This window comes from Janthinobacterium sp. GW821-FHT03A03, assembly GCF_059421435.1.
This window is the reverse complement of record NZ_JBWKUZ010000007.1, coordinates 67321-89652: the sequence shown is the minus strand read 5'-3', so window position 1 is coordinate 89652 and position 22332 is coordinate 67321. Positions and strand designations below refer to the sequence as shown.

The window sequence follows — 22332 nt, the reverse complement described above, 5'->3', positions numbered from 1 at the left end:
GCTGTGCAAGCCGTCTCAAGCTGCGCCGGCCTGATCGCCGCCCGGCTTGCCGCGCCATGCCGCAGCGGGGAGTGCCGCGCCGTGGCGCGGCAAGGTAAAATACGTTATGTCTACCTTACTTCCCACCCTGCTTGCTATTGAAACATCGTCCGAACTGGCCTCCTGCGCCCTGTTGCGCGGCGATGCCGTCCTGTCCCGCGCCTCGTCGGGCGTGCGCACCCATTCCCAGTCGATCCTGCCCATGGTGCAGGAATTGCTGGCCGAAGCGGGCGTGACCCTGGCCGACGTGGACGCCATCGCCTACGGCTCCGGCCCCGGCTCGTTTACGGGCGTGCGCACGGCCTGCGGCATCGCGCAAGGCCTGGCCTACGGCGCCAGCCTGCCCGTCGTGCCCGTCGTGACCCTCGACGCCATGGCCCTCGCCTGCCACCAGCAGCATGGCGCGCAGCACATCGTGACCGTGCTCGACGCCCGCATGGGCGAGGTGTATTGGGCGCAATATGAGTACCAGAATGGCTTGCAGGCCGTCCTGCCGCCGGCCCTGAGCGCGCCGGCCGGCGTGGCGCCGCAAGGCGATGTGGCCGGCTGCGGCAACGGTTTTAGCGCCTACGCCGACGCATTGGCCGCGCTGCCGTGCGCGGCCACGGCCGACGCGGCCATCATGCCGCATGCCGTGCAGGTGGCGCAGCTGGCGCGCATCGCGTTTGCGGCCGGCCGGTGCGTGACGGCGGCCGAGGCGCAGCCTTTGTATTTGCGTAACAAGATCGCCTACACGAGCGCGGAACGCCTGGACATGCAGGCCGCCAAGGCCGCCGCGGAGTCCGCGCAATGAGCGAGGCAGGCAAGGTCGGCGCGGCAGGCTGGGACTTGCTGCGCCTCGACTATCAGCCGATGGTTGAAGCGGACCTGATCGAGGTGCTGGCGCTGGAGCAGCGCGTCTATCCGCATCCCTGGACGCATGGCAATTTCGTCGATTCGCTCAAGAGCGGCTACCCGGCCTGGGTGCTGCGCGACGCGGACGGCACCTTGCTTGGCTACTTCCTGCTGATGCTGGTGGTCGACGAGGCGCACTTGCTGAACGTGGCCGTCGAGGGCGCCATCCAGGGTCAGGGACTGGGCCGCTTCCTGCTGAACCAGTCCTGCGCCTGCGCGCGCCAGCTGGGCATGGAATCGATGCTGCTGGAAGTGCGCCCGTCGAATACGCGCGCGCTCGACATCTACCAGCGCTACGGATTTGCCCAGATCGGCCGGCGCAAGGGATATTATCCGGCCAGCAACTCGCAACGTGAGGACGCCATCGTGATGCGTTATACCCTATGAGCCGCAGCGCCGTTTTCCTCGATGAAATGGGCGTGGGGCCGTTGTGGCGCCTGCGCCAGGGCGGCGCGCCCGAGGCCGTTGATATTGTCGTCGAGGCTGCCGTGGAGGTGGAAGTGGCCGTGGCGCAACCCGTGGCCGAAGTTGCCGCAGCCGCAGCTGTCCCGGCGCCCGTGGCCGAAGTGCTTGCCGCAGAGGCAGTCGCGGACACCGTGGAAGCTGCTGCGCCCGTCGCCGCGGCTCCTGTTTCCGCGGCCGCGCCTGCTCCCGCGCCTGCCGCCGCGCCCGACGACACGGCCTGGTTCGACGATGCGCCCCCGCCGCCGCCCGCCAGGCAGCTCAGCGATGCCGATATCGCCGCCCTCGACTGGGATGGCTTGACGGCCGCCGTCGCCAAGTGCGCGCGCTGCGACTTGTGCAAGACGCGCAAGGGCGTCGTCATGGGCCGCGGCGACCGCCAGGGCGATTGGCTGATGCTGGCCAGCAGCCCCTCGCGCCTGGAAGAGCGGGAAGGGCGCGCCTTGCCGGGCGAGCAGGGCAAGTTGCTCGACAATATGCTGAAAGCCATCGCCGTCGATGCGGATCGCGATGTGTATATGACGCACTTGCTGAAATGCCGTCCGCTTGACGCGGCCGGCCTGGAGCGCTTGCCCACCGAGGCCGAGTCCGCCGCCTGCCGCCCGTATTTCGAGCGCGAACTGGCCCTGCTGCAGCCGCGCACTATCTTGACGCTCGGATCCATGGCCGCCGCCGGCATCAATCCCGGCGAAAAACCCGTGCGCGGCAAGGTGCGCCAGCTGGGCAATGCCTCGCTGATCGCCACCTTCCACCCGGAAATGTTGTTGCAGGACGCAACGGGCAAGGCCAAGGCGCGCGCCTGGGCCGACCTGTGCCTGGCGAAAAGCACGCACGGTGGTTGATACGGCCGGCGGCACCTTCCAGGTCCGCTTCGAGCAGCGCTGGGGCCATCTGACGCAGCCCCGCGTGCGCGCGCTGGCCTGGCTGCTCGATTCGCCCGACTTGCTCGACCCGGCCAGCGTGCACTGGGGCGGGCGCATCGCCAGCCTGCCTGCCGTCACGCCCGCCGTGGCGGCGTGGCTGGCGGCGCTGCAGGATGACCCGTCGCCGCTCGATGCGGCGCTGGGCAGCCGGTTCTATTCCCGCCTGGGCCTGTATGCTGAAAAGCTGCTGGCCTTTTATTTTGCGCAACAGGGTATCCTGGCAGCCCATGGCTTGCAGGTGCAGGTCAACCGCAACGACACGGTGGGCGAGTTCGATTTCCTGCTGCATGACGGCGACGAGCTGCGGCACTGGGAATTTGCCACCAAGTTCTACCTGCTCGAAGGCGCGCCCGATCCCGGCGTCTTCAACCACTTGATCGGCCCCAACCTGGCCGATACCCTGGGCTTGAAGATGCGCAAGATTCTCGACAAGCAACTGGCCCTGTCCCGCCATCCGGCCGCGCAAGGCTTGCTGGCGCAGCCCGTGCGGGCGGCGCAGGCGCTGGTCAAGGGCTGGCTGTTTTACGCCCTCGGCACGGCGCCCGGCATGGACGGCATTTCCCAGGATCACGGACACGGCTTCTGGTGCACGCCCGCGCAATTGCCCGCGCAGCGCTATGTCGTGCTGCCGCGTTTGCAATGGCTGGCGCCGTTCAAGGGCCGCGAGGCGGCAGTGCTGGACGTCGATGCCTTGCGCGCGCAGTTGTTTGATCTGGCGCAACCGCTGATGGTGGCCACGGTGGATACTATCGAAGGCTGGGAAGTGGAGCGCACGCGCGGTTTTGTCGTGCCGCCTGACTGGACGCAGCAGGCTGCCGCGCGGCGAATAACAGGCGCGCTGCCTGGGTAATGCCGGGGTCAGCCGCTTTGCGATCGGAAGGCATCCCATTGGGATGCCTTCCCCCGTCGGGACTCGGCGTCCCCGTCTGACCCCAGCACTTGCTGGGTTTAATGTTTTTGCTCGCCGATCAAGGAAAGATTGTCATGCTCGGCCTGGTTCAGCTTGTGCTTGCGCATGATGGCGTACATGGTGCCGGCGACGAACAGGCCGAACAGGATGATGATGATGTTCAGCGGCAGGTGCAAACGGATCATGATGGAATACACGGCCAGCATGGTCAGAATCGACAGGTTTTCATTGAAGTTCTGCACGGCGATCGAATGGCCTGCGCTCATCAGCACGTGGCCGCGGTGTTGCAGCAGGGCATTCATTGGCACGACGAAGAAGCCGGACAGGGCGCCGATCAGCACCAGCAGCGGGTAGGCGATCCAGACGGAATGCACTTGCGTCATCATCATGACGATCACGCCCATGGCAATGCCCAGCGGAATGACGGTCAGCGACTTGCGCAGCGGAATGAAGCGCGCCGACAGCACGGCGCCGGCCGCCACGCCGATGGCCACCACGCCCACCAGGCTGGTCGCCTTGTCGAACGGCATGTTCAGCGACTGCTTGGCCCATTCCAGCACGATCAGCTGCAAGGTGGCGCCGGCGCCCCAGAACAGGGTTGTCACGGCCAGGGTGATCTGGCCCAGCTTGTCTTTCCACAGGATGGAATAGCAATTGGCAAAATCGGTAATCAATTTGATAGGATTGCGTTCCTGGTGCGCATACACGCAGCCCGTGTCGGGAATCTTCAGGTTGGCCAGGGTTGCCAGCGCATAGATGCCGACCACCACGCACAGGGCCGCTTCCGTCTTGGTGGTGATGCCGGTATCGACGAAGGGCAGATCGAACGAAAGCAGCATGTCGGACACGTGGCCGCTGACGAGTGCGCCGCCCATGACGGTGCCGAGGATGATGGAAGTGACGGTCAGGCCTTCGATCCAGCCATTCGCCGCCACGAGCTTTTCCGGCGGCAGCAATTCCGTCAGGATGCCGTATTTGGCGGGCGAGTACACGGCCGCGCCAAAGCCGACGACGGCGTAGGCCAGCAGCGGATGGACGTGGAAGAAGACGAGGGCGCAACCGAAGATCTTGACCATGTTGGCGATGAACATGACCTTGCCCTTCGGCAATGCATCCGCGAAAGCGCCGACAAAAGCGGCCAACAGCACGTAAAACAGCACGAATGACAGTTTTAGCAGCGGCGTGATCCACGCCGGGGATTTCATGGACACCAATAAATCGACGGCGACAAAAAAGAGGGCGTTATCGGCCAGCGAGGAAAAGAACTGCGCCGCCATGATGGTATAAAAACCACGATTCATTCTGGAATGCCTGAAATCATATCTGGCTTGCTTTATACCACGAAAAAACGGCAAACCCCAAGTTTGGACGGGGCTGCTTTGCATAGTCTTGCCTAAGCGAAGCTTAATTATTCTGCCGTAGAAAAATACATCACATGTGAGCATTTTATAAATGCTATCCTGGGCGAGCATCGTGCACGCCTGCCTGGCAGGCCCCGTCGCCCGCATCCGGCCCATCCGGTAAAATACGGCTTTCCCACCCGCCGTGAATGACGCATATGCCCAGGCCCCTCATCGCCACTATCCATCTCGATGCCATGCAACATAATCTGGCGCGCGCCCGCGCTTGCGCGCGCGGCGCCAGGGTGTGGGCCGTCGTCAAGGCGAACGCCTACGGCCACGGCCTGGAACGGGCCATGCGGGGCTTTGCCGCCGCCGATGGCCTGGCCCTGGTCGAGGTCGACTATGCCGTGCGCTTGCGCGAACTGGGCTGGACCAAGCCCATCCTGCTGCTGGAAGGATTTTTCGACGCCGGCGATTTGCCCGTCATGGCGCAGCACAAGCTGGACGGCAGCGTGCATTGCGAAGAGCAGATCGCCATGCTGGAAGCGGCGCGCCTGCCGGCCGCCATCGACGTGCACCTGAAGATGAATACGGGCATGAACCGCCTGGGCTTCACGCCGCAGGCCGTGGCCGCCGCGTATGCGCGCCTGCGCGCCATCCCGCATATCGGCACGATCACCCTGATGACGCACTTTGCCAATGCGGACGAGGCGGGGCCCACGCGCCTGCCCCTGGCCCGGCAGATGCTGCGTTTCGAAGCGGGTGCGTCCAGCATAGGGACAAGCTTGCCGCGCAGCCTGTGCAATTCGGCCGGCCTGCTGATGCATCATCTGGACAGCGACTGGGTGCGTCCCGGCATCATGCTGTACGGCGGCACGCCCAGCGGCGCTCCCGGCGGCACGTCGGCGCAGGACTTCGGCTTGTTGCCCACCATGACCTTGCGCAGCAGTATCATCGGCATCCAGGATATCGCCGCCGGCGAGGTGGTGGGCTACGGCAGCCGCTACGAAGCGGCCGGCAACGTCAAGGTGGGCGTGGTGGCGTGCGGCTACGCGGACGGCTACCCGCGCCACGCGCCCGAAGGCACGCCCGTGCTCGTCGACGGCGTGCGCACGGTGCTCATCGGCAGGGTGTCGATGGATATGCTGATGGTCGATGTGACCCATGTGCCGGGTGCAAAAGTGGGCAGTGCCGTCACCCTGTGGGGCCAGGGCATGCCGATCGACGAGGTGGCGCTGGCTGCCGGCACCATCGGCTACGAGCTGATGTGCGCACTGGCGCCGCGCGTGCCCGTGGTCGAAGCGTAGGGTGACGCGGCAGCGCGGTTTGTATATACTGTATATATAACCAGCTATTTCATTTTACCCGGGCAAAGTACACCATGGCAAAAGTCAAGACCATCTACACCTGCAGCGATTGCGGCGCCATCAGTAACAAATGGATGGGGCAATGCACCTCGTGCAACCAGTGGAATACCATGGTGGAAACCCTGCCCGAGACGGGCGGCAACAACCGCTATTCGAACCCGCAGCACATGTCGCTGGCGCAGACGGCGCCCGTGCTGTCGCTGGAAGATATCGACGCCATCGACGTGCCCCGCTTCGGCACGGGCATTGAGGAATTCGACCGCGTGCTGGGCGGCGGCATGGTGGCGGGCGGCGTGGTGCTGATCGGCGGCGATCCCGGCATCGGCAAGTCGACCCTGCTGCTGCAGGCGCTGGCCAACATGTCGCACCACAAGCGCGTGCTGTACGTCAGCGGCGAAGAATCGGGCGCGCAGATCGCCCTGCGCGCCAAGCGCCTCGTCATCGACGCCAAGGAACTCAAACTGCAGGCGGAGATCCAGCTGGAAAAAATCCTCGCCACGCTGGCCGATTTAAAACCGGAAGTGGTGGTCATCGACTCGATCCAGACCGTGTATTCGGACGCGCTCAGCTCGGCGCCCGGCTCCGTGGCGCAGGTGCGCGAATGCGCGGCCCAGCTGACGCGGGCGGCCAAGCAGACGGGCGTGACCATCATTCTGGTGGGCCACGTGACGAAAGAAGGGGCGCTGGCCGGCCCCCGCGTGCTCGAGCACATCGTCGACACGGTGCTGTATTTCGAGGGGGACGCCCATTCCAGCTTCCGTCTCGTGCGCGCCATCAAGAACCGTTTCGGCGCCGTCAACGAGCTGGGCGTGTTCGCCATGACGGAAAAGGGCTTGAAAGGGGTGTCGAACCCGTCGGCCCTGTTCCTGTCGCAGCACGACAACCAGGTGCCAGGTTCCTGCGTGATGGTGACGCAGGAAGGCACGCGCCCCCTGCTGGTGGAAATCCAGGCCCTCGTCGACACCAGCCACTTGCCCAATGCGCGCCGGCTGTCCGTCGGCCTGGAGCAGAACCGCCTGGCCATGCTGCTGGCCGTGGCGCACCGCCACGCGGGCATCGCCGCCTTTGACCAGGACGTCTTCATCAACGCCGTCGGCGGCGTCAAGATCACGGAACCGGCGGCCGACCTGGCCGTGTTGCTGGCGATTAATTCCTCGATGCGCAACAAGCCCTTGCCGCGGGGACTCGTGGTGTTTGGCGAAGTGGGGCTGGCCGGCGAAATCCGTCCCGCGCCACGGGGCCAGGAGCGCTTGCGCGAGGCGGCCAAGCTGGGCTTTACCCTGGCCGTGGTGCCCAAGTCCAACCTGCCCAAGCAAGCCATCGACGGCATCAAGGTCATCGGCGTCGAGCGCATCGACGAAGCATTTAACAAACTCCGCGATCACGAGTAAAAGTTGGTATGGTTTAAATGCCAAGCTTGAGGTAAGTCAAACAAAGTTTCCGTTTGGAACTATAATATTTGTCCGATGAATCCGCGCAGCGGGTTCGCATCGACCATGCATTAATAGAGAAGCGGAATACAGTGTCAGTTGAACAAAGGCAAGGCGCACGCAAGATATTGCGTGCCAAGGCAATGCTGGTAATGGATGGGGCGGGCCCCGTGGCGGCGCGCACCCTGGACGTGGGGCCGGGCGGCATGTCGGCCGTGATCGCCGATCCGGTGCAGGCGGGCAAGCAGGGCAAGGTGCTGTTCGAGCTGTTTTATGATGGCAAGGCGCATGTCGTTGAAGCGCGCACGTCCGTCTCGCACTGTATTTTCAGCAGCGCGGGTTTCAAGGTGGGACTGACTTTTCTGCAGCTGGACATGGCTGTCAGCAGTGCCATCGCCAAATTCATGCGCTGAGGCATGCCTGGAAGGACGTGCGCGTCAAATGCGCTAAAATGGTGCATATGGGTTTGCAGTCAGGAAAAACCTGTTCTGTTCGCTGTTTTGATATTCCAGTAATACTGCATAATTATCAACCAGAAGAGGACCTTGCCGCGCCACGCGCGCCTGCCGTCCATTTCATGCGCAGCGCGCGGTCATGACCTGATCCGTGTGCCTTGACCTTACACCGGACGGGAACGCCTACCATGTTTAATTCGACCATCAACAGCAGAGCCTTTACCAACAACACGCAGCAGACGACGCAGGGCAATATCTCGGCCGACGTGTATGCCAAGGTGGAGCGCCAGATGCAGTCGCAAAACACGGGCGTCGTCAAGCTCAACGCCAGCCTGGCGCGCGACCAGGCCAAGTTCTCCGGCCTGGGGCAGCTGCAGTCGGCGCTGGCGAAATTCCAGACCGTGGCCAAGAACATGGCCGGCAGCGGCCTGGCCACCTCGGCCACGTCGAGCACCAAGGGCGTCGTCAGCGCCACCACCACCGACAAGGCTGTCAGCGGCAGCCACGAAATGAACATCAGGCAGCTGGCGCAGGGGCAGACCCTGCTGAGCGGCGCGCAGAAATCGTCGGGCACGCCCATCGGCACGGGCGCGCCGGCGCTGGTCAAGATCGAAGTGGGCACGGCCGACGGCAAGCAATTCACGCCAGGCAGCGGCAAGGTCATTTCGCTGACCATCGACAGCAGCAACAATAGCCTCGACGGCATCGCCGCCGCGCTGAAAAAGCAGGGCGTGGACGCCAGCGTGGTCAAGGGTCCCGATGGCTATTCGCTGGCCCTGAACGGCAAGAGCGGCGCCGACAGCAGCATGCGCATCAGCGTCTCCGGCGACGCGGCCGTCAGCAATCTGCTCAGTTATGCGCCCGGCGCCGGCAAGGGCATGCAGCAGACGGCCGCCGCGCAGGACGCGCTGCTGACCATCGACGGCAAGGAGATCAAGAGCGCCACGAACACCCTGACGACGGCCGTCGAGGGCGTCACCATCGAATTGAAGACCAAGGGCACGACGGACCTCGTCATCGCCAAGGACAGCAGCCAGATCGCCACCAACGTGGCCAGTTTCGTCACCGCCTACAATGAGCTCAACAGCAAGCTGCAGAGCCTGCAGCAGGGCGACTTGAAATCCGATACGGCCCTGGGCCAGGTGCGTTCGCAGATGGAGCAGGTGCTGCGCACGGCCAGCACGGGCGTGCCGGCTTCCGTGCTGAGCAGCGCGGGCGTGACCCTGGGCAAAAGCGGCGAGCTGGTGCTGGACGAGAAAAAACTCAAGGCCGCCATCGCCGCCGATCCCGACGCCGTCAGCAAGCTGTTTACCAACAACGGCAAGGGCGTGGCGGACCAGTTTTCCAGCAAGATCGGCGAACTGACGGGCGAGACGAGCATCATCCGCAAGGAAGTGCAATCGGTGGGCAAGGACATCACCACCCTTACCAACAAGAAAGCCGTGCTGGCCAAGGCACTGACGACCCAGGCGCAGGCGCTGATAAAGGCCTATTCGGCCCAGGAACAGATGGGAACGAATTCGGCCCTTCCCGGTTATACGGGCAAGAACTCCTTGTTTGACTTCATGGCTTAAGGGCGCGTTGCCAAAGCGCCCGGGGCGGCGTGGCAGCGCTTTGCCCTGCACACCGTATCGGCGCGCTTGCTACATTCTGTCGCCCTGGGCAAAGAAGGCCGACGGCGAACTGCCGAACGTCTTCTTGAACATGGCGGAAAAGGCCGACTGGCTGGCGTAGCCCAATTCTTCGGCCACCTGCGACAAGGGCACGCCGCGCGCGATCATGGGCGCCGCGTGCGCCAGGCGCACCTGCTGGCGCCACTGGCCAAAACTCATGCCCAATTCCCGTTCGAACAGCCGCGCCAGGGTCCGCTCCGAGGCGCCCACCAGCTGCGCCCAGTGTTCCAGCGTCTGGTTCGAGCCGGGCTTGTCGATCAGGCTGTCGCACAGGGTTTTCAAGCGCTTGTCGTTGGGCAAGGGCACGCGGATGGGGCGCGTGTCCGAGCGTTTCAGCTCGTCCAGTATCAGCTCGGCCAGCAGCGCTTCGCGCGCCGGCTCCTGGCCCGGGTCCAGCTGTTCCAGCGCCATGATCAGCTGGCGCAGCAGGTTCGACACTTCCAGCACCTTGCAGTCGCGGCCCGCGAACGGCGCGCGCGCGGCATGGATGCACAGCGGGCGCAAACGGGTTTTTTCCAGTATCGTGACGGCATGCTCGACGTTCGGCGCGATCCAGATGGCGCGCATGGGCGGCAGCACCCAGCTGCTGTTGTTGGCCGTGATGCGCAGCACGCCTTCGAGCGCCATGGTCACCTGGCCCCAGGGATGGCTGTGCGGCAAGAGAAATTCATCGGTTTGCAGGTCGCGCGCGACCATGGTCACGGGGATGGTCGCACTGGGCGCCTCCCGTGGCGGACACATGCGGGTATGGTGGAGGATAGGTACACCCATCAGCTTGGCCTTAATTCGATAAATTATGTCGTTCTGTCGGAAAACGGACGATGGTATTTTGCATACACTTGAGCTTCATCAGTATAAGACAGGGTATGACATGATAACAACTAACTCGGCAAGGCACTCGCCGCCAACCTTGCGCAGCGATGCGCGCGTCATCGCCCTGGTGGGCCTGGCGCATGGTATTTCGCACTTCTACCACCTGATTTTGGCGGCCCTGTTCGTCTGGCTGAAGCCCGCTTTCGGCCTGTCGTATGCGGAGCTGGGCTTGCTGATGACGGTGTTTTTCATCATCTCGGGCGTGGGCCAGGCGCTGGCCGGCTTTGTCGTCGACCGCTTCGGCGCGCGCGCCGTGCTGTTTTCCGGCGTTTTTCTGCTGGGCGTGTCGGCGCTGGCCCTGTCCACCGCGCACAGCTATGCGGCGCTGATGCTGGGCGCCATGCTGGCCGGCATGGGCAACAGCGTGTTCCACCCGGCCGACTATACCATCCTCAACCAGCGCGTCTCGCCGGCCCGCGTCGCTTACGGCTTTTCCGTGCATGGCATCAGCGGCAACATCGGCTGGGCCCTGTCGCCCCTGTTCATGACCTATGTCGCCAGCCATTACGACTGGCGCGTTGCGCTGCAGTGCGCGGCCGTGCTGCCGTTTGCCGTGCTGCTGATCCTGTTCCTGAACCGCCACGCCATCCGCCCCGAGCCCTTGAAAAAGGCGGCGCCGGGCCAGGCGGGCGGCGGCGAAGGCACCCTGGACTTCCTGCGCCTGCCGGCCGTGTGGATGTGCTTTGCCTTCTTCTTCATCACCGCCATCGCCCTGGGCGGTATCCAGAGCTTTGCCAGCGTGGCCCTCGTCAAGCTGTACGACATGAGCCTGGCCTTGGCGACGAGCGCCTACACGGCCTACATGCTGGCCTCGGCCGTGGGCATGCTGGCCGGCGGCGTGGTGGGGGCGCGCAGCCGGCATCCTGACCGCAACGTGGCGATCGCCTTCTCCGCCGCCGCCCTGCTGGCCGTGCTGCTGGCCATGGCCGTGGTGCCGGCCTGGGGCGCCGTCGTGCTGATGGGCGCCATCGGCATGACGTCGGGCGTGGCGGGGCCGTCGCGCGACCTGATGATACGCGCGGCGGCGCCGAAAAATGCCACGGGGCGCGTGTATGGCGTCGTGTATTCGGGCCTCGACAGCGGCCTGGCCGTCGGCCCCCTGTTCTTTGGCGCGCTGATGGATGGCAACCATCCGGCCCTGTTGTTCGTGTGCATAGGCCTGTTCCAGGCGCTGGCCATCGCCACGGCCGTGGGCGTGGGCGGGAAAACGCGTGCCGCGGCGCTGCAAAAGGCATAGAATCGTTGCCATCCGATACTATTTCACGAGGAGATAGCATGACTTTTGCCACCACCGACCTGTGCGACGACTACGCGGCCATGCTCGACGACGGCGCCCTGGCCGTGCTGCCGCCCGTGTACCGCGCGTTTGGTCAGCGCATGCGCTTCAGCGGCCCGGCCACTACCTTGCAAGTGTTCGAGGATAACGCCCTCGTGCGCAGCACCCTGGAAACGCCGGGCCAGGGCCATGTGCTGGTGATCGACGGCGGCGGCAGCCTGCGCCGCGCGCTCGTGGGCGGCCAGCTGGGCGTGCTGGCGGAAAGCAATGGCTGGGCCGGCATCGTCGTCCACGGCTGCATCCGCGACAGCGAGGAAATCAATGTCTGCCAGATCGGCGTGCGCGCCCTGGCCACGCATCCGCGCAAGAGCAACAAGGCGGGCACGGGCCAGCGCGACGTGCGCGTCGATATCAGCGGCGTGGCCGTGCATCCGGGCGACTGGATCTATGCGGACGCGGACGGCGTGCTGGTGGCGCGCCAGGAGCTCGACTGAGCCTGCCTCCCTGCTGTGGTGTCTCCAACGCGCCGCCCGGCGCGTTTTTTTGTCCCGCTTGTCGCCGCGCAAGTTCCCTGGCGAAGCGGGCGCTATGCTGCTGACAGGCAGCGCTTTTCATCACGGCGGATGGCATTCCACATGACGGAATGCCGTGGCGGGCGACGCGGCGGCGGCTGTCTCACGCAGAGAAATATCCTTCCGCATCATGAAAAACCAGCAATAACCATATGATTTTATGGAGGAAATTTTTATTTATGTGTCTTATATAAGACTATTGCTGCTGCGCACAAACCGGCCTATTATTGGCTCAATGGATGTCACTTTTAACTTTGCAATGAACAGGAGAGCGCCATGGCAACGCGTGAACAGCAGGCAGCGGCCCTGCAGGCAGACTGGGATGGCAATCCGCGCTGGCAGGGCGTGGTGCGCAACTATACGGCGGCCGACGTGGTGCGCCTGCGCGGCTCCGTGCAGGTCGAACACACGCTGGCGCGGCGGGGCGCGGAAAAACTCTGGCACCTGCTGGGCAATGAACCTTTCGTCAATGCGCTGGGCGCGCTGACGGGCAACCAGGCCATGCAACAGGTGAAGGCGGGCTTGAAAGCCATTTATTTGTCTGGCTGGCAAGTCGCAGGCGACGCCAACAATGCCGGTGAAATGTATCCGGACCAGTCGCTGTACCCGGCCAATTCCGTGCCCGCCGTCGTCAGGCGCATCAACAATACCTTGGCGCGGGCCGACCAGATCCAGTGGTCGGAAGGCAAGGAGGACATCGATTTCTTCGCCCCCATCGTGGCCGATGCGGAAGCGGGCTTCGGCGGCGTGCTGAACGCCTATGAGCTGATGAAGGCCATGATAGACGCGGGCGCGGCCGGCGTGCACTTCGAAGACCAGCTGGCGTCCGTCAAGAAATGCGGCCACATGGGCGGCAAGGTGCTGGTGCCCACGCGCGAGGCGGTGGAAAAGCTCACGGCGGCGCGCCTGGCTGCCGACGTCATGGGCGTCGCGACTCTGGTGATCGCCCGCACGGATGCGGAAGCGGCCGACCTGCTGACGTCCGACGTCGATGCCAGCGACCGGCCGTTCTGCACGGGCGAGCGCACGGTGGAGGGCTACTACAAGACGCGTCCCGGCCTCGGCCAGGCTGTGGCGCGCGCGCTGGCCTATGCGCCGTATGCCGACCTCGTCTGGTGCGAAACGGGCAAGCCGGACCTGCTGTTTGCGAAAAAATTCGCCGACGCCGTGCATGCGAAGTTTCCCGGCAAGATGCTGGCCTATAACTGCTCGCCTTCGTTCAACTGGAAGAAAAACCTCGACGACGCCACCATTGCCAAGTTCCAGAAGGAACTGGGCGCCATGGGCTACAAGTTTCAGTTCATCACCCTGGCCGGCTTCCACGCCTTGAACTACGGCATGTTCAACCTGGCCCACGGCTATGCCCGCAGACAGATGTCGGCCTTCGTCGAGTTGCAGGAAGCGGAATTTGCAGCGGCGGGAAAAGGTTTTACGGCCGTCAAGCACCAGCGCGAAGTGGGCACCGGCTACTTCGACGCCGTGACGCAAGCCATCCAGCAGGGGCAAAGTTCCACCACGGCACTGCACGGCTCGACGGAAGACGAGCAATTCTTCGACGCCAGGCAGCTTGCCCAGATTTAAGGAAGTGCGGGGAGGCGGGCAGGGGAGGCACATCCCCGCCCAGTAAAAAACCACAGCGCGCCCCGGCCGCTGTGGTTTTTTTTGTGTGGCGCCGGCCATTTTGCAGGCTTGATTCGTTACAAAATATCCACATTCAATATTTTTTTGGAAAGTTCTTTGTGTTTTTCCGCGAGCTCCTATATGATTTCATTAAGGTAAGTTAAATGTCATCAAAGCAAGGGAATCAGACCATGAAAATCGCCACCATCGCCGCAGTTGTTGCCCTGTTCGTTGCCGGCAGCGCCAGCGCCAGCCCCGTCAACCTGATCACGAATGGCGATTTTGAGTCGGTCGCGCCCGGATACACGTTTGCCAGCGGCTTTCACGTCGTCAACGGCGGTTCCTCGGCCATCGGCGGCTGGACGGTGGGCGCTTCCTCGGTCGACCTGATCCGCAATGCCTACAACGCCATCAACGGCTACAGCATCGACATGCTGGGCACGCCTGGCCCGGGTTTCCTGTCGCAAAGCTTCAATGTCGTGGCCGGCCAGACCTACAACCTGGCCTTTGACATGGCGCGCAATCCGGGCGGCCCTGCCGGCCAGGGCGTGGCCGTCAATTTCGGCGGCGTAGCGCAAAACTTCTATTCGACGGCAGCCGCCTCGAACACCTTGTACAGCAATACCCTGAGCTTTACGGCCGCGTCCACCGGCCTGGCGACGCTGTCGTTTGCCAGCGCCGCGAAGGCTGGCACGCCGTTCGACAATTACTCGGGCGCCGTCATCGACAACGTTTCCGTGATGGCCGCCGTGCCGGAGCCGGAAACCTATGCCATGCTGCTGGCCGGCCTGGGCCTGATGGGTTTCCTGCGCCGCCGCAAGGCCGCCAGATAAGAGCCTATCCCAGCAGGGGATGTATGCATCTACCGGGACAGGCTCGAAGTCCGGCCTTGTCCCAACTCAAAACCGCCTGTTGCGACGCACAGGCGGTTTTTGCTTTTCATGGGTCTTGCGCGTAGCCGTCGACCTGCACGAAAAAGCGCCCGATCTGCGGCCAGGCGTCACGCGTCCTGACCGGCGTTTCGCCCGTGGCCATGCCTAATACATAGCCGTAGCCCGTGCGGCGGTCGCGCCAGGAATGGGGCGTGCTGTCCCAGACGCAGCAATAGCGCTGTAGCCTGGGCAAGCCATACGTACGCCGCAGGTAGGCTTCCGCCTGCCGCGCATGCTTGCCGTCCACCTGATAGCGGGCCTCGAACGGCTGGTCCTGGCGTTCCCTGTTTTGCCGGCAGCCCTGGTAGACGATGTAGGCGGGCTTCTGCCCCTGCCGGGACAGGAAGTCGCCGCAGGCCAGGGGGGCGCCCTGCGCGCCGCCCGCGCCCAGCAACAGCAGCCACGGCAGTAGTTTAGTGGCGTGCATCGGCATCACCCCGTAGTGGACAGGCCGCCATCTGCGGCCCCATACGCCGCACCAGTTCGCCGCGCAGCTGCGTCAGCCCCGCGATGCGCGCGTCGATGTCGCCCAGCTTGCGCGCCAGCGCCGCGCGCAGCAGTTCCGCCGTGGCCGGATCGCCGGCGGCGGCCAGCAGCGGCATGTCGGCCTCGATTTCCGCCAGGGTAAAGCCCAGCTGCTGCGCCGTGCGCAGGTAGCGCAGCCAGTCGGCCGCCTCGGGCGGGTAGTCGCGGTAGCCGTTCGCGCCGCGCCGCGCGCGCAGCAAGCCCCGTTTTTCATAAAAGCGCAGGGTATCGCGGCTCAAGCCTGTCGCCTGTGCCATCTCGCCGATCTGCATGGTTCTTTTCTTTCATAAAATGCTTGACCCTGGAGTGTACTCCAGGCCTGATCATGGGCGCTTTCCACAGACAGGAGTGTTCCATGTTGTCCGTTTCCGCCTTCCGCCGCCTGGTGCGCGCCAGCGCCATTTATGATCTGCTCCTGATTGCCCCGTTTACCACGCCGTGGACGTTCTTGCTGCTGCGCGAGCAGTTGAGTGACCTCAATGTGCGCCTGGGCGGCGTGCCGCTGCCCGTCTTCGGACCGTTTCATGTACTCATCGGCAGCTTGCTGGGCAGCGTGGTGCTGGTCTGGTCGGTGCTGCGCACGCTCGACCCGCAGCCGCGCTTCGGCCGCTATGACGCGGCGGCCCGCTACCTGTTTTCCCTGTGGATGGCGTGGGCCTGGCTGGTGACGGGCCAGCCCCTGCTGTGGCTGTTCCTCGTGCCGGAACTGGCCTGGGGCCTCGCGCAAAGCCTGCCTTTGCGCGGCACCGGAGTCGGGCGGGAAGGGCGCGCGCGCGAATCGCTGTTGAGATGACGATAACGAAATGCAATAATGGCCGTGCTCGCAGTGCAACAATGACTGCAATGAACGACTCTAAGGGAATGATTATGCAGCAGGATGCGGCAGGAAAAAACATGGCGTTGCTCGATCCGGTGGTGGCGCCCCGCATCGCGGTGACGCGCCTGGTGACGGGCCTGCTGCAAGGCTTGCTGCTGTACTGGCTGTACAGCACGGCGCAAGACAAGGTCTGGCCCGCCACGGAAGCCTACCTGCTGGGTCCCCTGATGCTGGTGTGCCTGCTGCTGCCCATTTTGCTCGTCTCCAGCCTGGGCCATATGTCGGCGAAGCGCATCGCCATGTGGATGGCGGGCGCGGCCGCGGTGCTGGCCGTGCTGGCCTGGCACGACGTGGCGCGCGGGGCCGAACACGTGATTTGGGGCAACTACAAGCCGGGCGCGCCGCTGCGCGTGATTTCCGCCCAGCTCTTCGGCTTCTGCGTCGTCGGCTTGTATATTGCCCACGCGCTGGTGCTGGCCAGCGCCCAGGATGGCCGGCGCATCGCCCGCTACCCGACTTATTTTGAAATCGCCTGGAAGCTGGGCATCCAGCTGCTGTTTTCCCTGCTGTTCGTGCTGGGCCTGTGGCTGGTGCTGTGGCTGGGCGGGCAGCTGTTCCTGCTGATCAAGCTGACTTTCCTGAAAAAGCTGCTGGGCCGGGCCTGGTTCGTGATTCCCGTCATCTGCTTCGCGTTTTCGTTCGCCATCCACATCACGGACGTGCGTCCGTCCATCGTGCGCGGCATCCGCACCCTGCTGCTGGTGCTGCTGTCGTGGCTGATGCCGATTGCCGCCGTGCTGGTCTCCGGCTTCCTGCTGACTTTGCCCTTCATCGGCTTCGAGCGCCTGTGGGCCACGCGCCATGCGGCGTCCGTGCTGCTGGGCATGGCCGGCGTGCTGGTGGTGCTGATCAATGCCGCCTTCCAGAATGGCGAAGTGGGCCATGGCGTGGCGCGCGGCATCCGCCTGGGCACGCGCCTGGCGTGCCTGCTGCTGCCGTGGGTGGTGGGCATCGCCATCTATGCGCTGACCCTGCGCGTGATGTCGCATGGGTGGACGTCCGACCGCCTGATCGCTTGCGCCTGCCTCCTGATCGCCACCTGCTACGCCATCGGCTACGCCTGGGCGGCCAGCAAATATGGCGACTGGCTGCACCTGATCGCCAACGTCAACGTGGCCACCGCTTTTGTTACCCTGCTGGTGCTGTTTGCCCTGTTCTCGCCGCTGGCCGACCCGGCGCGCATTTCCGTGGCCAGCCAGATGGCGCGCCTGGACAGCGGCAAGGTGGGCGTGGACAAGTTCGATTTCGAATACCTGCGCTTCGAGGGCGCGCGCTACGGCCAGGCCGCCTTGCAGGAACTCAAGACGCGCTCGACGGGAGCGGACGCCGCCATCGTGCGGGCCCGCGCCGAAGCCATGCTCAAGCGCCAGAACCGCCTCGACGAGACGGGCGCGCTGAGCGATGTGTCGATCAACCTGACCCTGCGCCCGGCCACGGCGAAGCTGCCGGACAGCTTCCTGCGCCAGGACTGGACGCAAGTGGGCCCGGCCTGGCGCCTGCCCGCCTGTTTGAAGCGGGCAGGGCAGCAGTGCGACGCCTACCTGCTTGATTTCGACGGCGATGGCAAACAGGAAGTATTGCTGATCAGCAACGACCCGCGCGCCTCTTCCGTCTTGCTGGCGGAAAAAGACGACGGCAGCTGGACCGCGCGCGGGCAAATCCCCACCGATGCCCTGCGCTGCAAGCCCCTGCGCGAAAAACTGCAGGCGGGCGCGTTCCAGCTGGTGCCGCCGAAGGTGCGCGAGCTGGAAGTGGACGGCCAGCGCGTGCCGATGACCTTGTATACGCCGGAGGACGAGCTCAGCTGCCCGGAGGAGACGGCGGCGACGCCGCCAACGCCGTAAACGGCCGCAAGAGGGCCGGAGGCGCCGGATAGAAGCATTTACTTGTCATTAAGGCAATGGCTTCGTGGGATCCGCGACTCCGGCCGTCTGCCATGGCGTACTTCAGCCGGAATATGCAATATGGAGAGAGCATGCAAGGTCCTGATCCGAACACTGCATATCCAATGCCTGGATTCCCGCAAATCTGCTTTTTGAAGAATATTCTCACCCGCCCCAACATTGAAATCGGCGATTACACCTATTACGACGATCCGGACGGCGTCAAGCATTTCGAAGACAATGTCCTGTACCATTTCCCGTTTATCGGCGACCGCCTCAGAATCGGCAAATTCTGCGCCATCGCGCGCGGGGTGAAGTTCATCATGAACGGCGCCAACCATCAAATGAACGGGATTTCCAGCTATCCGTTCTTTATTTTTGGCAATGGATGGGAAACTGCACGGCCAGTCGGGGGCGAATTGCCCTACAAGGGCGATACGGTTATCGGCAACGACGTGTGGATAGGCTACGACACACTCATCATGCCCGGGGTACGCATCGGCGATGGCGCCATCATTGCCGCGCGCTCGGTTGTCACAGGCGACATCCCGCCCTACGCCATCGTCGGCGGCAATCCGGCACGTGTCGTCCGGGAGCGCTTCGATGCCGCGTCCGTGCAACGGCTATTGGACATTGCCTGGTGGGACCGTCCGGCAGAATGGATAGGCAGGCACCTCGACCTGATCCGGGGCGGGGACGTGGACGCGCTGTATGCCGCCGCCCGCTGAGGACGTGGCCGATGCCGTGCCGGCTTTGGCCGGCAGCAGACGGTTGTGCAAACATGCGAGATGCAGCGCATTAAATTCATTCATCAGCTGAGTAGGGTTAGCAATGCAAGAGGAATCAAAAGAAGAAGTTCGCCGGATCTTGCAGGCAGCCTTTGGCAGCCTACATCTCCATGGTGAGCTTCCATCAAGGGAGTTTTACGCGAGACTAAGCGTTGTTGGGCGTCCTGACGTATGGATACTGATCTACGGCGATTACATGGATTTCTCTTATACGGAAAATTCTTCACCGGTCTCACTCATCACCGACGTTTTTGCAGTACTTCAGCCTGCACAGATCATCGATTGGTCGCCCGGCCGGCTGGCATGTGTTCAGTACAAGTCAGCTGACCCTGACATGCTATTTCAAGCGATCGATGCATTACTAAAGAAACTTTATGGAATTACCGACTACAAACTCGCTGGCTCCCTAGAGACGTTTGGATGCGCGTAAGTTTGTGGGAAAGATCCATTATTTGATGGTAACAATCGGCCGGAAGCGGGCGACTGACGTTAGTTTCCGTTCACTACGCAATTCAAGTATGCCAGCTTACGTAAAAAGACACGGGGAAGAGACTGGTAGTGACAGGTACGATGCATGGGGCACGTCCTGGTGGTACTTTGAAGTCGATGGTGCAGGCTGGGTTACCCGACAAATCGAACAGTATGATTCTGGTCCGCTGCTTTGCTATGGTGCCGAGCATGAGAGCGACGAATTTGGCGGGATCTCGGAAAAGCCTCTCGATTTATCAGAGTCAGGGTATAGTGTGATTTCCCATCAAGAGTTCGAATCAATTTGGAGAACCGCGTAGTGCTTCCGTTATCGGCCAAAAGCGGACGTCCAGACTCAGGGCGCAGTTTCAAGACAACCACGGCTTAAGATTAGCCTGCCACGGAAGCAATAACATGCATCATCCATACCTAGCGTTCTGCATTAACCAAGCTGGCGAACTTGTCATAACTCATCAGCGAGACGCAAATCGACAGCATCCGCTTGAAATGGAATTGCCACTTACAGAACTGGCAGGCAAAGGTCGCGAGAAGGCTGCGCAGTCGATTGGGGAGCTTACGCTTGCGTTGCTTGAGAAATGGTATCCAGAAGAGTTCGCTGCACATCCGGCGCTCAAGTCCGAGACCCCTTAAGCACGCTAAGGCAAGCTATCGACGCTACGGCTCAGCTACTGCAACGTCTGCAATAGGGCGTAAGCAGACGGTGCCATTTAGGTAAAGCGCCACCGCCAGCCCAGTTTTGCTCCATGGTTCCAGGCATATGAGAACCCGATGGGGCCTGGGCGGGGCGGCCCCTGTCGCCGCTGTAGCCGTCGCCCGACTGATACAGCATGTGCCTGTACGCGCCGCCTTGTGCCTTGTCGCTGACGTGCCGCGCTTCTAGACTGGGGCCTTCTCCACGCTGCGACTGCCTGCCATGACCGAACTCCTGCCCCTGATGAGCTATTGCTTTGTGATGTCGGCCACGCCCGGGCCGAACAACGTCATGCTGGCCACCACCGGCGCCAATTTCGGCTATCGGGGGGCGCTGCCGGTGATCCTCGGCATCCAGGCCGGCATCTTCGTGCAGACCATGCTCATGTGCGTGGGCCTGGGCAGCGTGTTCGTTGCCTACCCGATGGCGCAGCAGCTGCTGCGCATCGCGGGCGCGCTGTACCTGGTGTTCTTGGCCTGGAAGCTGGCCGGCGCCTCGGTGGCGGGAAGCAGCGCGCCGAAGGCCGTGTCGTTGGCGCAGGCGGCGCTGTTCCAGGCGTTGAACCCGAAGAGCTGGATCAAGGCGGTCACCATGGCGTCGGTCTTCATGCCTGCGCACGGCAACATGCTCGCCAGCGCGCTGCTGGTGTCCGTGACCGGCACCGTGGTGGGCATGCCGTGCAACGCCATGTGGGCGCTGTTCGGCGTGTCGATCCGCGGCGTGCTGAAAGCGCCGCGCAACCAGCGCATCTTCAATCTGGCGATGGGCGCCATCCTGCTGCTCCTCGCCCTGACGTTTTTGCGCTAGACTTGCGCCATGTTCGCCATCGACCGCTCCTCACCCGTCGCCCTGTTCCAGCAGATCGAGGCCGCACTGCGCCAGCAGATCGCGCAACGCGTGCTGCCTGGCGGGACCAGGCTGCCGTCGATCCGCCAGCTCGCCGCGCAGCTTGCGGTCAGCACCAACACCGTGGTGGTCGCATATGACCGGCTGGTGGCTGCAGGCGTTATCGATACGCACGGCACGACAGGCTTCTTCGTCTGCGCACCGGCTGACGCCGGCCGCGCCATTCCCGACGAGGTGGCGCTGGAAGCGGGACAGGAGCAGGAGCCGGTCTGGCTGAGCCAGCAAGTGAACGACCAGCGGCCGGGCGTGCTGCTGGCCAGCAGCGGCGCCTTGCCGCCCACCTGGCTGCAGGACGCGCTGCCGGCGGCCGCCGTGCAACGCGGCCTGGCGCGCAGCGCGGCCGGCATGGCCTCGCGCTGTCCGCCGCAAGGGCTGGCCGAACTGCGCGAGCAGATCGCGCTGTTGTTGCGCGGCATCGGCATCGCGGCGGACGCCAGCCACATCCTCACCACGTTCGGCGGCACCCATGCCATCGACCTGATCTGCCGCACCTTCCTGCAGCCCGGCGATACGGTGCTGGTGGAAGACCCCGGATACTTCCTGATGTTCGGCAGGCTGCGCCAGGACGGCGTGCGCCTGGTGCCGATTCAGCGCCGCCCCGACGGCCTCGACCTGGACGAGCTGGAAGCGGCCTGCCGCGCGCACCGTCCGCGCCTGCTGTTCATGCAGACGGCCCTGCACAATCCCACCGGGTGGAGCAGCAGCGCCGCCAACCTGCACAAGGTGCTGATCATGGCGCAGCAGCATGGCTTCCTGATCGCCGAAGACGACGTGCACGGCCATTTCCAGCCGGGCCACAGCACGCGGCTGGCGTCGCTGTCCGGGCTGGACGGCGTGATCTACTATTCCAGCCTGTGCAAGGCGCTGAGTCCGGCCCTGCGCATGGGCTACCTGGCCGCGGCGCCGGCCCTGCTCAAGCCCTTGATGCGCAGCAAGATCCATTCCATCATGACGTTGCCTGCGCTCAACGAATACGTGCTGCTGGAAGTACTCAAGGCCGGCAACCTGCGCAAGCACCTGGAGCGGCTGCAACGCAAGATCATGGTGGCGCGCAACGCCAGCACGCGACAGCTGAGCGCGGCGGGCGTGCTGTTCGAGCAGCCCGGCGATGCGGGCATTTTCCTGTGGGGCTCCATGCCCGAAGGGCTGGACGTGGACTTGCTGGTGCAGGACGCCTACCGCAACAAGATTTTGCTGATGCGCGGCGCCGCGTTCTCGGCCAACGACACGCCCGACCGGCACATCCGCTTCAACGTCGCCTTCAGCCAGCATCCGCGCGTGAGCGCCTACCTGGAAGAACGCCTGCGCGCCGTGGCTGGCGCGCGCTCAAGCCTGGCCCGCGCCAGCGCCGCCGCCGGCATCGGGGGCAAGTCCTGAGCACCGGCCGGGGCGGTTCAGCCATCG

The 22332-nt window shown here is 63.8% G+C and carries 23 protein-coding genes; 19 read left to right on the top strand and 4 right to left on the bottom strand.

Annotated elements, in window-relative coordinates:
* Positions 1-106 precede the first annotated feature (106 nt).
* The 4 genes from tsaB to AC07VI_RS15630 are packed head-to-tail and all read left to right on the top strand — an operon-like array spanning position 107 to position 3168.
* A complete protein-coding gene (gene tsaB / locus AC07VI_RS15645) occupies positions 107-832 on the top strand; it encodes a tRNA (adenosine(37)-N6)-threonylcarbamoyltransferase complex dimerization subunit type 1 TsaB (RefSeq protein ID WP_086145959.1) in 726 nt (241 codons plus the stop codon).
* Positions 829-1320, top strand: a complete 492-nt coding sequence (gene rimI, locus AC07VI_RS15640) for a ribosomal protein S18-alanine N-acetyltransferase (RefSeq protein WP_086145958.1) — start codon at positions 829-831, stop codon at positions 1318-1320. Before tsaB ends, rimI begins: the two co-directional genes overlap by 4 nt.
* A complete protein-coding gene (locus AC07VI_RS15635; protein ID WP_492995010.1) occupies positions 1317-2237 on the top strand; it encodes a uracil-DNA glycosylase in 921 nt (306 codons plus the stop codon). The genes rimI and AC07VI_RS15635 overlap by 4 nt, the downstream gene beginning before the upstream one ends.
* Complete coding sequence (locus AC07VI_RS15630; RefSeq protein ID WP_099419424.1) at positions 2230-3168, top strand: DUF1853 family protein; 939 nt, start codon at positions 2230-2232, stop codon at positions 3166-3168. Before AC07VI_RS15635 ends, AC07VI_RS15630 begins: the two co-directional genes overlap by 8 nt.
* 98 nt (positions 3169-3266) lie before the next feature.
* Here the strand turns inward: AC07VI_RS15630 and lplT are convergent, their stop codons facing one another.
* Positions 3267-4529, bottom strand: coding sequence for a lysophospholipid transporter LplT (gene lplT / locus AC07VI_RS15625; RefSeq protein WP_076572067.1), 1263 nt, complete (start codon positions 4527-4529; stop codon positions 3267-3269).
* Between the two features lie 257 nt (positions 4530-4786).
* On the opposite strand from lplT, the gene alr reads away from it, so the two are divergent.
* The 4 genes from alr (at position 4787) to fliD (ending at position 9397) form a co-directional block, all read left to right on the top strand.
* Complete coding sequence (gene alr / locus AC07VI_RS15620) at positions 4787-5878, top strand: alanine racemase (RefSeq protein ID WP_086145955.1); 1092 nt, start codon at positions 4787-4789, stop codon at positions 5876-5878.
* A 74-nt stretch (positions 5879-5952) separates the two neighbouring features.
* Complete coding sequence (radA, locus tag AC07VI_RS15615; protein ID WP_086145954.1) at positions 5953-7329, top strand: DNA repair protein RadA; 1377 nt, start codon at positions 5953-5955, stop codon at positions 7327-7329.
* Positions 7330-7460: 131 nt separating this feature from the next.
* Positions 7461-7781 carry a PilZ domain-containing protein gene (locus AC07VI_RS15610; RefSeq protein WP_301178810.1) on the top strand — a complete coding sequence of 107 codons (321 nt, stop codon included), beginning with the start codon at positions 7461-7463 and terminating at the stop codon, positions 7779-7781.
* 230 nt (positions 7782-8011) lie between these two features.
* Complete coding sequence (fliD, locus tag AC07VI_RS15605) at positions 8012-9397, top strand: flagellar filament capping protein FliD (protein ID WP_086145952.1); 1386 nt, start codon at positions 8012-8014, stop codon at positions 9395-9397.
* 69 nt (positions 9398-9466) lie between these two features.
* On the opposite strand, the gene AC07VI_RS15600 is transcribed toward fliD, so the two are convergent.
* Positions 9467-10267 (bottom strand): AraC family transcriptional regulator, encoded by an 801-nt coding sequence (locus AC07VI_RS15600; protein WP_172404752.1) that lies wholly within the window; start codon positions 10265-10267, stop codon positions 9467-9469.
* A gap of 100 nt (positions 10268-10367) precedes the next feature.
* Between AC07VI_RS15600 and AC07VI_RS15595 the strand changes: the two genes are divergently transcribed.
* From AC07VI_RS15595 to AC07VI_RS15580, 4 genes are all read left to right on the top strand, one after another.
* A complete protein-coding gene (locus AC07VI_RS15595) occupies positions 10368-11606 on the top strand; it encodes an MFS transporter (RefSeq protein WP_099419422.1) in 1239 nt (412 codons plus the stop codon).
* Positions 11607-11644: 38 nt separating this feature from the next.
* A complete protein-coding gene (gene rraA, locus AC07VI_RS15590) occupies positions 11645-12139 on the top strand; it encodes a ribonuclease E activity regulator RraA (protein ID WP_086145949.1) in 495 nt (164 codons plus the stop codon).
* A 354-nt stretch (positions 12140-12493) separates the two neighbouring features.
* Positions 12494-13798: an isocitrate lyase gene (aceA, locus tag AC07VI_RS15585; protein ID WP_492995005.1), complete on the top strand. Its 1305-nt coding sequence runs from the start codon at positions 12494-12496 to the stop codon at positions 13796-13798.
* A 230-nt stretch (positions 13799-14028) separates the two neighbouring features.
* Positions 14029-14670 carry a choice-of-anchor C family PEP-CTERM protein gene (locus AC07VI_RS15580; RefSeq protein WP_099374917.1) on the top strand — a complete coding sequence of 214 codons (642 nt, stop codon included), beginning with the start codon at positions 14029-14031 and terminating at the stop codon, positions 14668-14670.
* A 106-nt stretch (positions 14671-14776) separates the two neighbouring features.
* Here the strand turns inward: AC07VI_RS15580 and AC07VI_RS15575 are convergent, their stop codons facing one another.
* Both AC07VI_RS15575 and AC07VI_RS15570 read right to left on the bottom strand, forming a co-directional pair.
* Entirely contained in the window at positions 14777-15196 is a 420-nt protein-coding gene (locus AC07VI_RS15575) for a DUF4952 domain-containing protein (RefSeq protein WP_157792291.1), read from the bottom strand.
* Entirely contained in the window at positions 15183-15566 is a 384-nt protein-coding gene (locus tag AC07VI_RS15570; protein WP_086145945.1) for a MerR family transcriptional regulator, read from the bottom strand. Before AC07VI_RS15570 ends, AC07VI_RS15575 begins: the two co-directional genes overlap by 14 nt.
* 83 nt (positions 15567-15649) lie before the next feature.
* On the opposite strand from AC07VI_RS15570, the gene AC07VI_RS15565 reads away from it, so the two are divergent.
* The 7 genes from AC07VI_RS15565 to AC07VI_RS15535 all read left to right on the top strand — a co-directional run bounded on the left by AC07VI_RS15565 (position 15650) and on the right by AC07VI_RS15535 (position 22305).
* Positions 15650-16087 (top strand): hypothetical protein, encoded by a 438-nt coding sequence (locus AC07VI_RS15565; protein WP_086145944.1) that lies wholly within the window; start codon positions 15650-15652, stop codon positions 16085-16087.
* A gap of 101 nt (positions 16088-16188) precedes the next feature.
* A complete protein-coding gene (locus AC07VI_RS15560; protein ID WP_086145988.1) occupies positions 16189-18015 on the top strand; it encodes a DUF4153 domain-containing protein in 1827 nt (608 codons plus the stop codon).
* A gap of 131 nt (positions 18016-18146) precedes the next feature.
* Complete coding sequence (locus AC07VI_RS15555) at positions 18147-18782, top strand: Vat family streptogramin A O-acetyltransferase (protein ID WP_099419419.1); 636 nt, start codon at positions 18147-18149, stop codon at positions 18780-18782.
* Positions 18783-18885: 103 nt separating this feature from the next.
* A complete protein-coding gene (locus AC07VI_RS15550; protein ID WP_086145942.1) occupies positions 18886-19272 on the top strand; it encodes a hypothetical protein in 387 nt (128 codons plus the stop codon).
* Between the two features lie 452 nt (positions 19273-19724).
* The gene (locus AC07VI_RS15545) at positions 19725-19961 is read left to right on the top strand and encodes a hypothetical protein (protein ID WP_139842495.1); all 237 of its coding nucleotides are present in this window, start codon (positions 19725-19727) and stop codon (positions 19959-19961) included.
* 283 nt (positions 19962-20244) lie between these two features.
* Entirely contained in the window at positions 20245-20829 is a 585-nt protein-coding gene (locus tag AC07VI_RS15540) for a LysE family translocator (RefSeq protein WP_086145940.1), read from the top strand.
* A 9-nt stretch (positions 20830-20838) separates the two neighbouring features.
* Positions 20839-22305, top strand: a complete 1467-nt coding sequence (locus AC07VI_RS15535; protein ID WP_086145939.1) for an aminotransferase-like domain-containing protein — start codon at positions 20839-20841, stop codon at positions 22303-22305.
* Positions 22306-22332: the final 27 nt, after the last annotated feature.